General features: G+C 64.7%; 13 protein-coding genes. 8 read left to right on the forward strand and 5 right to left on the reverse strand.

Annotation, left to right across the window (positions count from 1 at the left end; translation table 11 throughout):
- The first annotated feature begins 1 nt into the window (after position 1).
- The 3 genes from V2I08_RS04855 (at position 2) to metW (ending at position 2026) form a co-directional block, all read left to right on the forward strand.
- On the forward strand, positions 2–235 hold the full coding sequence (locus tag V2I08_RS04855) for a hypothetical protein (RefSeq protein WP_349634071.1): 234 nt from the start codon (positions 2–4) through the stop codon (positions 233–235).
- A 64-nt stretch (positions 236–299) separates the two neighbouring features.
- A complete protein-coding gene (locus tag V2I08_RS04860) occupies positions 300–1436 on the forward strand; it encodes a homoserine O-acetyltransferase (protein WP_349634072.1) in 1137 nt (378 codons plus the stop codon).
- The gene (gene metW / locus V2I08_RS04865) at positions 1433–2026 is read left to right on the forward strand and encodes a methionine biosynthesis protein MetW (RefSeq protein ID WP_349634073.1); all 594 of its coding nucleotides are present in this window, start codon (positions 1433–1435) and stop codon (positions 2024–2026) included. Before V2I08_RS04860 ends, metW begins: the two co-directional genes overlap by 4 nt.
- A gap of 6 nt (positions 2027–2032) precedes the next feature.
- Here the strand turns inward: metW and V2I08_RS04870 are convergent, their stop codons facing one another.
- A complete protein-coding gene (locus tag V2I08_RS04870) occupies positions 2033–3190 on the reverse strand; it encodes a GGDEF domain-containing protein (RefSeq protein WP_349634074.1) in 1158 nt (385 codons plus the stop codon).
- An 85-nt stretch (positions 3191–3275) separates the two neighbouring features.
- On the reverse strand, positions 3276–4160 hold the full coding sequence (locus tag V2I08_RS04875; protein ID WP_349634075.1) for a LysR substrate-binding domain-containing protein: 885 nt from the start codon (positions 4158–4160) through the stop codon (positions 3276–3278).
- Positions 4161–4496: 336 nt separating this feature from the next.
- On the opposite strand from V2I08_RS04875, the gene V2I08_RS04880 reads away from it, so the two are divergent.
- Positions 4497–6788, forward strand: coding sequence for a CDC48 family AAA ATPase (locus tag V2I08_RS04880; protein ID WP_349634076.1), 2292 nt, complete (start codon positions 4497–4499; stop codon positions 6786–6788).
- Positions 6789–6801: 13 nt separating this feature from the next.
- On the opposite strand, the gene V2I08_RS04885 is transcribed toward V2I08_RS04880, so the two are convergent.
- Positions 6802–6942 (reverse strand): hypothetical protein, encoded by a 141-nt coding sequence (locus V2I08_RS04885; protein ID WP_349634077.1) that lies wholly within the window; start codon positions 6940–6942, stop codon positions 6802–6804.
- On the opposite strand from V2I08_RS04885, the gene V2I08_RS04890 reads away from it, so the two are divergent.
- Positions 6932–7567 (forward strand): methyltransferase domain-containing protein, encoded by a 636-nt coding sequence (locus V2I08_RS04890; RefSeq protein WP_349634078.1) that lies wholly within the window; start codon positions 6932–6934, stop codon positions 7565–7567. The two genes, V2I08_RS04885 and V2I08_RS04890, sit on opposite strands and share 11 nt — an antisense overlap.
- Before the next feature lie 73 nt (positions 7568–7640).
- Positions 7641–8906, forward strand: a complete 1266-nt coding sequence (locus V2I08_RS04895) for a glutamate-5-semialdehyde dehydrogenase (RefSeq protein ID WP_349634127.1) — start codon at positions 7641–7643, stop codon at positions 8904–8906.
- Between the two features lie 215 nt (positions 8907–9121).
- Here the strand turns inward: V2I08_RS04895 and kdsA are convergent, their stop codons facing one another.
- Positions 9122–9958 (reverse strand): 3-deoxy-8-phosphooctulonate synthase, encoded by an 837-nt coding sequence (kdsA, locus tag V2I08_RS04900; protein WP_405053621.1) that lies wholly within the window; start codon positions 9956–9958, stop codon positions 9122–9124.
- A complete protein-coding gene (locus V2I08_RS04905; protein WP_349634080.1) occupies positions 9955–10248 on the reverse strand; it encodes a hypothetical protein in 294 nt (97 codons plus the stop codon). The genes kdsA and V2I08_RS04905 overlap by 4 nt, the downstream gene beginning before the upstream one ends.
- 21 nt (positions 10249–10269) lie before the next feature.
- Here V2I08_RS04905 and V2I08_RS04910 point away from each other — a divergent pair, with 21 nt between their 5' ends.
- Positions 10270–11403: a hypothetical protein gene (locus V2I08_RS04910; protein WP_349634081.1), complete on the forward strand. Its 1134-nt coding sequence runs from the start codon at positions 10270–10272 to the stop codon at positions 11401–11403.
- On the forward strand, positions 11400–12776 hold the full coding sequence (locus tag V2I08_RS04915) for a cytochrome P450 (RefSeq protein ID WP_349634082.1): 1377 nt from the start codon (positions 11400–11402) through the stop codon (positions 12774–12776). The genes V2I08_RS04910 and V2I08_RS04915 overlap by 4 nt, the downstream gene beginning before the upstream one ends.
- The last annotated feature ends 5 nt before the right edge of the window (positions 12777–12781 follow it).

Here is a 12781-nt window from a genome sequence, read left to right on the forward strand (position 1 = left end):
TATGCAGGACCCCTATCTTTATCTGGCCATGGCGCTGACCACGCTGGCAGGCGTGGCGATCATCGCGGTGACGACCTTGCGCGGCTGGAATGGCTGGCTGGCCTTGAAGCGCGCCGAACTGAACCGCCGCGCCGACGACGCCGCGCCGCCATCGGCGGTAGCGCGGATCGAGGTCGCCGACCTCAAGGAACGTATCCGCAAGCTGGAGGCGATTGCCGCCGGGGTGGATTTATAAGCTATTGCGCTACCTGTCGCTGGCGATTGACAGGAACAGGCGGCGGTCCTAGCGCGGCGGCACCATGGCCAGCATCATCGCGACTGAAGACAGCCGTTTCGGCCTGCGCCGCCAGGTCCGCCTGACCGGGCCGCTCAACCTGTCGAGCGGCGCGCGGCTGGGGCCGGTCGATATCGCTTATGAAACCTATGGGCAGTTGGATGCCGATGGGTCCAACGCCATCCTGATCTGCCATGCGCTGACCGGCGACCAATATGTCGCGTCGGAGCATCCGGGCACGGGCAAGCCCGGCTGGTGGTGGCGGATGGTGGGCGATGGCAAGCCGGTCGATCCCGCGCGCCACTTCATCGTCTGCGCCAATGTCATCGGCAGTTGCATGGGGTCGAGCGGCCCGGCCAGTATCGATCCTGTGACGGGCGACCCCTATGCGATGCGCTTTCCGGTGCTGACCATTGCCGACATGGTGCGGGCGCAGGCGTTGCTGCTCGACCATCTGGGCGTCGCGCGGCTGTCCGCCGTGATCGGCGGGTCGATGGGGGGGATGCAGGCGCTGACCTGGCCGACCCTCTTCCCCGACCGGGTCGAAAGCTGTGTCGTCATCGCCTCGACCGCACGGCACAGCGCGCAGAATATCGCCTTTCATGAAGTGGGACGCCAAGCGATCATGGCCGATCCGCAATGGCGTGGCGGCGACTATTATGCCGATGGGCAGGTGCCGAGCGCGGGCCTCGCCGTCGCACGGATGGCGGCGCATATCACCTATCTGTCCGAAGCCGGACTGACCGAGAAATTCGGGCGGCGCTTGCAGGGGCGCGACGCCAAGACGTTCGGTTTCGACGCGGATTTCCAGGTAGAAAGCTATTTGCGGCACCAGGGATTGAGCTTCGTCGATCGGTTCGACGCCAACTCCTATCTCTACATCACCCGCGCGATGGACTATTATGACATTGCCGAGGATCATGGCGGGTCGCTGGCGCACGCCTTTACCGCGAGCAAGGCGCGCTTCTGCCTCGTCAGCTTCGATACCGACTGGCTCTATCCCACGACCGAATCGCGGATCATCGTCCATGCGCTGAACGCGAGCGGCGCGCAGGCGAGCTTTGTCGAACTGTCCAGCCCGTTCGGCCATGACGCCTTCCTGCTGGAATGCCCCGAACTCAACCGGGTGGTCGACGGCTTCCTGAAGGGCGGGCGGGCATGATCGCGGCCTTGCGTCCCGACCTGGCGCTGATCGCGCGGACCGTGCGGCAGGGTACGCGGGTGCTGGATGTCGGCTGTGGCGAAGGCGCGCTGATGGCGGCGCTGCGCGACAATGCCGGGGTCGATGCGCGCGGGCTGGAGATTGACGGGTCGAATGTCGCAGCGGCGGTGGCGCGCGGCCTGTCGGTGGTGCAGGGGGATGCGGATACGGACCTGCGTTACTATCCCGACGCCAGTTTCGACTATGCGATATTGAGCCAGACGCTCCAGACGACGCGGCGGCCCGACCTGGTGGTGGAGGAATTGCTGCGCATCGGCGGGCAGGCCTTTGTATCCTTCCCCAATTTCGCGCATTGGCGCGGGCGGCTGTCGCTGCTGTGGGGCGGGCGGATGCCGGTGACGCGGCTGTTGCCCGACACCTGGTACGATACGCTTAACATCCACCATGTCACCGTCGATGATTTCCGCGCGCTGGTGAAGGAGCGCGGCTGGACCATCGACGGGCAATGGTTTTTGAAGGGCGACCGGGAAACCACCCATGCGAACGCCAATCTGTTCGCGGAACATGCGGTGTTTTTGCTGCGCAAATAGCGCCGATCAGTCGGTTTCGGCGGCGATATAGACGCGGTTGCGGCCATGTTCCTTGGCCAGATAGAGCGCGCGGTCGGCGGCTTTGAGCGCGGAGCGGGCGTCTTCATAGGCCAGCACATTGGCAACCCCGGCGGAAAAGCTCACCCGGTCCATCCGCTCGCCGGTCGCGCGGTTGACGAGGCTGCGGTTGGCCAGATCCTCGCGCACGCCATCGACCACTTCGCAGGCCTCGCCAGCGCCCTTGCCCCGGAACAGCATGACGAATTCCTCGCCGCCATGACGGGCGACATGGCAGCGGTCGTTGGAGGCCTTGGCCAGCAGGCCGGCGACGAATTTCAGCACCCGGTCGCCGGTGTCATGGCCATGGGTGTCGTTGACATGCTTGAAATGGTCGATGTCGCAAAAGGCGACCGACAGTTGCTCGCCCTGCGCCTGCGCCAGCGCGACTTCCTCACGCAGGACATTTTCGAAGGCGCGGCGGTTGGGCAGGCCGGTCAGATGGTCATGTTCGGCCGCGCGACGGGCATTTTCGAGGCTGGATTTGAGCGCCTTGGTCTGTTTCTGATTTTCGCGGAGCTGGGTTTCGACGAGGCGGGTCTTTTCGACCATCGAGCGGGTGAGGCCGACGAGGCGCGCCAGCACCGGCTCGCTGTCGCCGCCTTCGACCAGATCCTTGGCCTGTTCCTGCAGCGCTGCGCCATAATCCTTCGCCGAATTGCGCGATTCGTGCATCAGGCCCGTAAACTGGGTCAGATTTTCCTCGACCTTGTCCAGCATCATGGCCAGCGAATCGGGCGTGACCTCATCGGCGCGCTGTTCGGCCGCGATCGTCTCGATCCAGCCATTGGTGATCTTGCCCCGCTCCATCATCACGGCACGGATCGCCTTTTCCACGCCGATATTCGCGCCGGTCAGATAATCGAGCGCGACGCTGAAATTGATGGGCGTCAGGTCCAGATCATGGGCGAAGAGAAAATCACCAATATCTTCATAAAGTTGGCGGCGGCGGTTGATTTCGCGGCTGGACGAGGAGCCTGGCCGAGGCCGGGATTCACTGGGAGCATTATCCTCTTCCGCCTTGCCCGACAGGCCTTTGGCCCAGCGCGCCAGTCGATCGGTCAGCCCATGTTGCGAGCTTGCGGAAGAAGAGAGTGCCCCGGTCATGTCCCTCATAACGGCGCAGGTGAAACAAGGTTAAGAGTATAGCGGGAAAGAATCGATCCGTCTCCCCTTGCGGTCCTGCGCCGGGTCAGATGTCGGCGGCGACGAGCCAGTCGCGGAAGATGCGCACCGCCCGCGTCTGGAGCGCGCGGGGGCGGCAGACGAAGAAATAGCGATAGGGGCTGTCGACATGGGTGTCGGGGAAGAGCCGCACCAGCCGGGTATCGCCCGACTGGTTGAAATGGCTGGCATGCATGACGGCCACGCCCAGCCCCTGCGCCGCGGCCTCCAGCATCAACTGGCCCGAATCATAATTGTCGATCGCCAGCGGTTGCAGGTCGGGGATGCCGACTGCTTCCTTCCAGGCGTCGAAGGACAGGGCCATGTCGCGGTGGATCAGCACGGTATGTTGCGCCAGTTCCTGCGGCGATGTCAGCGCATGGGGCGGTTCGAGCAGTTCGCGCCGCCCGATCAGATAGACTTCGTCATGGTCCAGCTCATGCGCGTAGAGCGCCGGGTCGATATCCTTGGCCAGCAGCACGATCGCCGCGTCAAGCCCTTCGCCCAGACGCGCTACCGCATGAGGCGTCGTTTCGATGTCGATATGCAATTGGGGGTGAAGCGCGCGCAGGGCGCCCAGATGCGGGAAGAGGCGCTGGGTTGCAAACAGCGGCAGCACCGCGAGCCGCAACCGCAACTGGTTGCCGCCGCTCTGGATATTTTCCAGCGCCTGCGCCAGCGAATCGAGGGCAGGGGCGATGTCGTCGAGCAGCCTCTGCCCCTCGGCATTGATTTCCAGTGCCTGATGCTTGCGGTCGAACAGGGGGCGGCCGATGAAGCGTTCCAGCGCCTGCACCCGGCGACTGAGCGCGGGAGTCGAGAGCGCAAGCTCCTCCGCCGCCGCCTTGACCGAACCAAGACGTGCAACCTGCACAAAGGCCTCAAGGGCCGTAAGAGGCGGTAATCTCCGCATTGTCTTTCACTATTCCATCGCCGGTGCGCTGCGCCGCGTCATCACTTATTGTCAGGCGGGCTGCTTCCGGTCTCAAGCATCCTCGCCCTACAGAGCAGGAAAATCAGGTCGATGGCAAGATGCATTTTTTGCAACCGGAACTTTTACGTTCGCACTTGCAATATCGCGTTTAACGCTACATATAGAGCAGGCCTTTCAGGCATCCTCTCCTAAAACTTTACGGGCTGGCCCTTGTGGCCGGCCCTTTTTTTATGCCCTGGGCACGGTGCATGGCCCCCTTTTCGCGGCGGCCGACGTTTCCTATCTCGTTACGGAACAAGAAGGACGGGGTGCCCGATGGCCGATGAGGAAATGACTGGACGCCGCATCCAGGTCGCCAATGCGCGGCCCGAAGATGCGGGACGCGGGCTTGCGCGGCTGCCCTTGACGGTAATGGCGGCGTTGCAGCTAAGCGAAGGCGATGTGATCGAGATCGTCGGCAAGCGATCGACGCCCGCGCGCGTGGTGCGTCCGTACAAGGAAGATGAGGGGCTGGACGTGTTGCGCCTCGACGGGTTGCAGCGGGCCAATGCCGGTGCCGGGTCGGGCGATTTCGTGCATATCGAGAAGGTCGAGCCGCGCCCGGCCCAGCGCGTCGTGTTCGCGCCTGCACAAAATAATTTGCGGCTGCAGGGGCATCCTGAAGCGTTGAAGCGGGTCTTCTTTCAGCGGCCGTTGACCGCAGGCGATGTCGTCGCGACGGCGGGGCAGCAGCAAGTGCCGACCGGCGACATGCCGCCGCAGTTGCGCCAGATGCTGGCCGCGCCCGCCTATGCCTTGCAGGAAATTCGTCTGGTGGTCGTATCGACCATGCCCAAGGGTGTGGTGCAGATCGACGCGGAAACCGAAGTCGAACTGCGCCCCGAATATGAGGAGCCGAAGGAAGCGCGGCGCGCGGACGTGACCTATGACGATGTCGGCGGCATGGCCGATACGATCGACCAGTTGCGCGAAATGGTCGAACTGCCGCTGCGTTACCCTGAGCTGTTCCAGCGGCTGGGCGTCGATCCGCCGCGTGGCGTGTTGCTGCATGGCCCGCCGGGCACGGGCAAGACGCGGCTCGCCCGCGCCGTCGCCAACGAATCGGAAGCCGAATTCTTCCTGATCAACGGGCCGGAGATCATGGGGTCGGCCTATGGCGAATCCGAAAAGAAGCTGCGCGAGATATTCGAGGCAGCGGCCAAGGCTGCGCCCTCGATCCTGTTCATCGACGAGATTGATTCGATCGCGCCGAAGCGCGGACAAGTGACCGGCGAGACGGAGAAGCGGCTGGTCGCGCAATTGCTGACGCTGATGGACGGATTGGAGCCGCGCACCAATCTGGTGGTGATCGCCGCGACCAACCGCCCGGAGGCGATTGACGAAGCGCTGCGGCGGCCGGGCCGCTTCGACCGCGAAATCGTGGTCGGCGTCCCCGACGAGCGCGGACGGCGCGAGATATTGGGTATCCATACCCGTGGCATGCCGTTGGGCGACAAGGTGGATCTGTCCGAACTGGCGCGCACCACCTATGGCTTTGTCGGCGCGGACCTGGCGGCGCTGTGTCGCGAGGCGGCGATCGAGACGGTACGCCGCTTCATGCCGCGCCTCAATCTGGAGGACGGGACGATCCCGGCCGACGTGCTGGAGGAATTGTGCGTCACACGCGAGGATTTCCTGTCGGCGATCAAGCGGGTGCAGCCGTCCGCCATGCGCGAGGTGATGGTGCAGGCGCCCAATATCGGCTGGTCCGACATTGGCGGGCTGGACGATGCGCAGATGCGGTTGAAGGAAGGGGTCGAGCTGCCGCTCAAGAACCCCGACGCCTTCCGCCGTATCGGCATCCGCCCGGCCAAGGGCTTCCTGCTCTATGGCCCGCCCGGCACCGGCAAGACGCTGCTGGCCAAGGCGGTCGCGCGTGAGGCGCAGGCGAACTTCATCGCCACCAAATCGAGCGACCTCTTGTCCAAATGGTATGGCGAGAGCGAGCAGCAGATCGCCCGACTGTTCGCCCGCGCGCGGCAGGTGGCCCCGACTGTCATCTTCATCGACGAACTGGACAGTCTGGTCCCCGCGCGCGGGGGTGGCCTCGGCGAACCGGCGGTGACGGAACGGGTGGTGAACACCATATTGGCCGAGATGGACGGGCTGGAGGAATTGCAGTCGGTGGTGGTGATCGGCGCAACCAACCGGCCGACGCTGGTGGACCCGGCGTTGCTGCGGCCCGGCCGGTTCGACGAACTGATCTACGTCCCCGTGCCGGACGAGGCGGGGCGCGCGCGCATCCTGTCGATCCATACGGGCAAGATGCCGCTGGCCGACGATGTCGATCTCGCCTCGCTGGCGGCGCGGACGCAGCGCTTTACCGGCGCGGATCTGGAGGATCTGTCGCGTCGCGCAGGCCTGTTCGCGCTGCGCCAGTCGATGACCGTCGAGAAGGTGACGATGGCGCATTTCGAGGCTGCGCTGCTGGAAACCCGCGCATCGGTGACGCCCGAAATGGAGCGGGAATATGAGCAGATCCAGGCGACGTTGAAACAAAGCGCGATGCAGATCGACCCGATCGGCTTTGTGTCGCCCGGCATGTTGCGCGGGCGCGAGCGGGGCTGATCAAGCCTCACCGCTAGGGTGACGCGCAGGCGGCGGGGAAACCAATCGCCGCCTGCGCGTTCCTGCCCGATGCGCGCAAAGCAGCTTGCAAGGTTTGCCGATTTTTGCGACGCCCGACCGTAATGACAAACAGGCGGATATTGATGGCCTCCATTCCCTTGAAAAAGAACGACAATCGCGCTCGCAAGGGCACGTTCCTGAGCCAGTGGAGGCTGTTTTTCCGGCAGTTCGTCAAGCATCCTGGCATGATCGGGTCGATCATCCCCTCGTCCGCGACGTTGGTGAAGCGCATGCTCGACCCCGTCGATTGGCAGCGCACACGCCTGTTCGTGGAATATGGGCCGGGCGTCGGCACTTTCACGCAGGCGATCCTCGACCGGATGCACCCGGACGCGACGCTGTTGGCGATCGACCTCAATGTCGATTTCGTTGCCTATCTGGAGGCGCAGATCGATGATCCGCGCTTGAGGGTCGTGCATGGATCGGCCGCCGATGTGCGGCGCTTCATTCGGGAAGCGGGCCATGTTCAGGCCGACTATATCCTGTCGGGCATCCCCTTTTCCACCCTGCCCGACGGTGTGGGGGAAGCTATTGCGGCGGAAACCCGTGCGGCGCTGCGGCCCGGCGGCGCATTCCTCATCTATCAATATTCGCGCTTCGTGCGCCGTCTGATCGATCCCCTGTTCGGCGAGGTGCAGGATGCGCTGGAATGGCGCAATATTCCGCCCTGCCGCCTGTTTCGCGCAGTCAAGGACGAAGGGTTGGCCAAGGCCGCCTGACGCCGGTCCTATCGCCTTCGCAACGGTCGGCTTTCATGCTAAGCCGCCGCGCATCCGAATGGCGAGAGTGATGATGAACGACCTGACCCAGACCCCCGAAATGCTGATCGCGACGATGGGCGCGCGCGCGCGCCGCGCCGCTGCCGTGATCGCGCAGGCGAGCGACACGCAAAAGGCCGATGCGCTGCGCCGTGCGGCCCAGGCATTGCGGGATCAGGCACCGTCGATCATCGCCGCCAATGCGCGCGACATGGACAATGCGGTCGCGAACGGCCTGTCGCCTGCGCTGCTCGACCGCTTGCGGCTGGACGAGGGGCGGGTCGCGGCGACGGCGGCGGGGGTGGAACAGGTCGCGGGTCTGCCCAATCCGCTGGGCAGCGTGATCGACCAGAGCGTGCGCCCCAACGGGCTGGACCTGCGCCGGGTGCGGGTGCCGCTGGGCGTGATCGGCATCATCTATGAAAGCCGCCCCAATGTGACCGCCGATGCGGCAGCGCTCTGCCTGCGCGCGGGCAATGCGGTGATCCTGCGCGGCGGCAGCGAGGCGAAGGAGAGCAACCGCGCGATCCACGCCGCGATCGTCGAGGGGATCGTCACCGCTGGTCTGCCCGCCGATGTCGTGCAACTGGTGCCCACCACTGATCGCGCAGCGGTCGGCGCGCTGCTCAAGGCGGCCGAATTTGTCGACCTGATCGTGCCGCGCGGTGGCAAGAGCCTGGTCGCGCGGGTGCAGGACGAAGCGCGCGTGCCCGTGCTGGCGCATCTCGACGGCATCAACCACAGCTATGTCGACGGCGCGGCCGATCCGGCGATGGCGCAGCAACTGGTGGTCAACGCCAAGATGCGCCGCACCGGCATTTGCGGCGCGACCGAAACCGTGCTGATCGATAGCGCCTATGCTTATGCGCCCGCGCTGGTCAGGGCACTGCTCGACGCGCAATGCGAAGTGCGCGGCGACGAAGCGGTGCAGGCGATGGACGCACGGGTGAAGCCCGCCGACGAGGCGGACTGGGACACCGAATATCTCGACGCGATCGTGTCGATCCGGCTGGTCGATGGCGTGGAGGAGGCGATCGCCCATATCGCCGCCCATGCCAGCCACCATACCGACGCGATCATCACCGACGATGCCGCGACAGCCGAGCGCTTCCTCAACGCGGTGGATAGCGCCATCGTGATGTGGAACGCCTCGACCCAGTTTGCCGATGGTGGCGAGTTCGGGCTGGGCGCGGAAATCGGCATTTCCACAGGGCGTTTGCACGCGCGGGGTCCGGTGGCGCTGGAGGGGCTGACGACGTACAAGTGGATCGTGCGGGGGACGGGGCAGGTCCGGCCGTGACCGCATAGAGGGCGACGCAAGGGCGACCTTCACACCTCTCCCGCCTTCGCGGGAGAGGGAGGGGCCCGCGCCGCAGGCGTGGGAGGGTGAGGGTCTTGCGGACTGCTGCAAGGAAGACCCTCACCGACATCGACTAGGCAGCAAGCTGCCAAGTCTCCGTAGCCTCTCCCGCGAAGGCGGGAGAGGGCAAGGCGGGGCTTCTCCTGATGGTCGCCTTACGCCTTCACCACTTCATCAATCGCTTTCAGCTTCGCCAGCATCGGCGCGACCCAGTCTAGCGGGAGCATGACCGGGCCGTCGGAGGGGGCGTTGTCGGGGTCTTGGTGGGCTTCGGCGAAGATGGCGGCCACGCCCGCTGCTATCGCGCTGCGGGCCAGCAAAGGCGCATATTCGCGCTGGCCGCCCGACGCTGAGCCGAGGCCGCCGGGTTGTTGCACCGAATGGGTCGCATCGAAGACCGCCGGATAGCCGGTCTGCGCCATCACGGGCAGCGCGCGCATGTCGCTGACCAATGTGTTGTAGCCGAAACTCGCGCCGCGTTCGGTCAGCAGGATGCGGTCATTGCCGGTCGAGGCGACTTTCTGCGCCACGGCCGCCATGTCCCAGGGGGCCATGAACTGGCCTTTCTTGACGTTGATGACCGCGCCGGTGCGACCGGCGGCGAGCAGCAGGTCGGTCTGGCGGCACAGGAACGCCGGGATTTGCAGGATATCCACCGCCTGAGCGGCGGCCGCCACCTGGCCTGCATCATGCACGTCGGTCAGCACCGGGCAGCCGAGCGTCGCCTTGACCTCCGCCAATATCGCCAGCCCTGCGTCGATGCCGACGCCGCGCTGGCCCGACACGGATGTCCGGTTCGCCTTGTCGAAACTGCTCTTGAAGATGAAGGGCACGCCCGCTTGCCGCGCGATCTGCGCCAGCGCATCAGCCATGAACAGTGCATGGTCGCGGCTTTCGATCTGGCAGGGGCCGGAGATGAGGACGAAGGGCAGGTCGTTGCCGAAGGTGACGGAACCGACAGAGATATGGTTTGGGCTGGTCATGGCGCTCATTTGGGCGCTTTGGCGAAGCGGCGCAACAATTGCCCGCGCCACAGTCCCTTGCCCGGATGATAGTTCCAGCAGAACCAGCCAAAGGCGAGGCAGGCGATGAGGGACGGCAAAGCCATCGGATCGCCCTCTCCCTTCATATGGCGGTAAAAGGCCATGTCGGCGCGCCAGCGGTCGCGCTCGCTGCCGCCGCCATTAATGCCATAGGCATTGTCATGTTTGCGACAACCGATGTTTCGGTTGTATTTGCGATGGTCTATGAAATAGCAGTAGTCGCGTTCGGGTGTGCTCATGCCCCGATTAGGGCTGGGTCAGTGCAAAAGTTCAAGCGTAAAGTCTTCTACCTCGGCGGTTTCGATCCGCGCGGCGTGCGTTTCTATCATCAGCTCTACCGCGAACAGGCGGCGCGCTATCACAAGCTGACGGGGCAGGATGTGACCGACGGTGCCCGGCGCGCCGGGCCGGACGGGTCGCTGGTGTCGGTGCAATGGGACGTCGTGAACGCGCAGGCGGGCGTCGCGGTCGATTATGAATATCTGCGCTGGGAAGATTTGATCGCCAAGGTGTGGATTCGCAATCCGTTGCCGCTGGCACTGCGGGCGGCGCGGGCCTATTTCGGCCATGCGCGCTTCATGCAGTTCGGGCGGATGCGCAAGCTGCGCTCCGGGCCGGTCATTACGATCCTCTATCCGCCGGTTTTTGCCGTGCTGATCCCGCTGTTGCTGGCCTTGGTGCCCGCACTCTTGCTGTCGCTGCTGTTGCCCTTCTGGGTGAGTGCGCTCATCGGCATCGGCATCAGCGCGCTGCTGTCGGGGCGCTTGCTGGCCAAGCTGGTCGTCCCCTGGCTGCTGCGCTTCATGACCTATCATCATGCGCTGGCCGCCGATGGGCCGGGCGCGGAACTGGACGCGCGGCTCGACCAGTTTGCCAAGCGAATCGCGGCGGAACTGGAGGGCGACTGGGACGAAGTGCAGATCGTCACGCACAGCGCGGGCACCATATTGGGCATGAGCATATTGCGCCGGGTGTTTGCATTGCGGAATGCGCCGCTGCCCGATCATGCCGTCATGGTCGGCCTGGGGCAGGTGGTGCCGGTGATCGGGCTGCGCCGCGATGCACGCTGGTATCATGCTGATCTGGCGGCGCTGGCGGACAAGGCGTTCCGCTATGTCGATATTTCCTCGCCGCCCGATGGCGCGGCCTATTATAATGTCAATCCGCTGCACCTTGTCGCAGACAATCATGCGGCGCGGGTGGACATGCTATCGCCGCGCTTCCATCTCTTCTATGAGCCGGACAATTATCATGGTGGCTGGTCGAATAAATATGAGGCGCATTTCGACTATCTGCGCGTGGGCGACCGGCTTTCGCCGCTCGATTTCATCAGCCTGACCGCTGGCCCCCGCACCGTGGACGAAGCCGTCGCCGCCTTCAGGACGATCCCGTGACCGACCCGCTCTTCACCCCGCCCTATCCGCAACCGCCGCGCAGCAAGCGCGGGCTGGTCAAACGCTTTCTGCGCGGCTGGCATAGCTGGATCCATGTACTGTTCGACAAAAGCTATACGATGAAGATGGGCGAGATCCGCCTGCCGCGCCGGACCATGTATATCGCCAATGAGCTGAGCCTGGTGGACCAGATATTGCGCGGCGGCACCGCATTCCCCAAGCATAGCGAACTGGTCCGCAACCTTGATCCGCTGATCGGCAACAGTGTCTTTTCCGCCAATGGCGCGGATTGGGAAAGCCAGCGGGCGATGGTCAATCCCGCCTTTGCCCATACCGCGCTGGGGCGGACGATGCCGCTGATGGTGGCGGCGGCCGATGACCTGCTGGCGCGGCTGGAGGCGGCCGACCGCGGCCAGCCGGTCGATATCGACCCGATGATGACGCATGTGGCGGCCGACATCATCTTCCGCACGCTGTTTTCGCAGACGCTGGACGCGGCGCGGTCGAACATCATCCACACCGCCTTCGGCAAGTTCCAGCGGCTGGCGCACAGCGCGTCGATGCTGCGCCTGTACGGCATTCCCGCCGGTTGGTTCGAGACACGCTCGAAAGGCCCGGCGCGCGCCATCCATGACGTGTTCCGCCCGATCGTCGAGGCGCGCTATGAAGGCTGGCATGCGCGTGGCGAAGCCCCGCATCGCGACATTCTCCAGTCGCTGATCGAGGCGAAACATCCTGACACCGGGGAATCCTTCACCTGCAACCAGGTGATGGAGCAGGTATCGACCATCTTCCTCGCGGGGCATGAGACATCGGCCAGCACCATGACCTGGGCGCTCTATATGCTTGCCGAATGTCGGCATATTCAGGACCGGGTGCGCGCGGAAATCAGTGCGGTGGCGGGCGACGCGCCGCTGACGGCCGCGATGCTCAAGGAAATGGGGCAGCTCCGCAATATCTTCCGCGAGACGCTGCGCCTCTATCCGCCCGTCTCCTTCCTGCCGCGCGAAGTCACCTGTCCGATGGACATGCGCGACAAGCATCTGGAGACCGGATCGATGCTGGTGGTCGCCCCTTGGCTGACCCAGCGCAACAAGGATAATTGGGCCTGCCCCCATGCCTTCAATCCCGATCGCTTCGACGATCCCGCCAATGCCGACATGGTGAAACAGGCCTGGTTCCCGTTCGGCCGGGGACCGCGCGTCTGCGTTGGGGCGGGTTTTGCCCAGCAGGAGGTGATGACGGTGATCGCGGCGGTCGTGCGGCGCTTTGCCCTGAGTGTGCCGCCGGGGTTCAAGCCCGAACCGATCAGCCGCCTCACCATCCGGCCAAGGACGGGGATGCCGCTGTTGTTCGGGGATGTGGGCGATTAAGTGAG

Origin of the sequence: Sphingobium sp. MK2, from assembly GCF_040170545.1 — a bacterium.
Taxonomy (GTDB): Bacteria; Pseudomonadota; Alphaproteobacteria; order Sphingomonadales; family Sphingomonadaceae; genus Sphingobium.

Coding starts and splice junctions, on each gene's coding strand:
- V2I08_RS04855 (WP_349634071.1), top strand. CDS start 2: ATGCAGGACCCCTATCTTTATCTGGCCATGGCGCTGACCACGCTGGCA.
- V2I08_RS04860 (WP_349634072.1), top strand. CDS start 300: ATGGCCAGCATCATCGCGACTGAAGACAGCCGTTTCGGCCTGCGCCGC.
- metW (WP_349634073.1), top strand. CDS start 1,433: ATGATCGCGGCCTTGCGTCCCGACCTGGCGCTGATCGCGCGGACCGTG.
- V2I08_RS04870 (WP_349634074.1), bottom strand. CDS start 3,190: ATGACCGGGGCACTCTCTTCTTCCGCAAGCTCGCAACATGGGCTGACC.
- V2I08_RS04875 (WP_349634075.1), bottom strand. CDS start 4,160: ATGCGGAGATTACCGCCTCTTACGGCCCTTGAGGCCTTTGTGCAGGTT.
- V2I08_RS04880 (WP_349634076.1), top strand. CDS start 4,497: ATGGCCGATGAGGAAATGACTGGACGCCGCATCCAGGTCGCCAATGCG.
- V2I08_RS04890 (WP_349634078.1), top strand. CDS start 6,932: ATGGCCTCCATTCCCTTGAAAAAGAACGACAATCGCGCTCGCAAGGGC.
- V2I08_RS04885 (WP_349634077.1), bottom strand. CDS start 6,942: ATGGAGGCCATCAATATCCGCCTGTTTGTCATTACGGTCGGGCGTCGC.
- V2I08_RS04895 (WP_349634127.1), top strand. CDS start 7,641: ATGAACGACCTGACCCAGACCCCCGAAATGCTGATCGCGACGATGGGC.
- kdsA (WP_405053621.1), bottom strand. CDS start 9,958: ATGAGCGCCATGACCAGCCCAAACCATATCTCTGTCGGTTCCGTCACC.
- V2I08_RS04905 (WP_349634080.1), bottom strand. CDS start 10,248: ATGAGCACACCCGAACGCGACTACTGCTATTTCATAGACCATCGCAAA.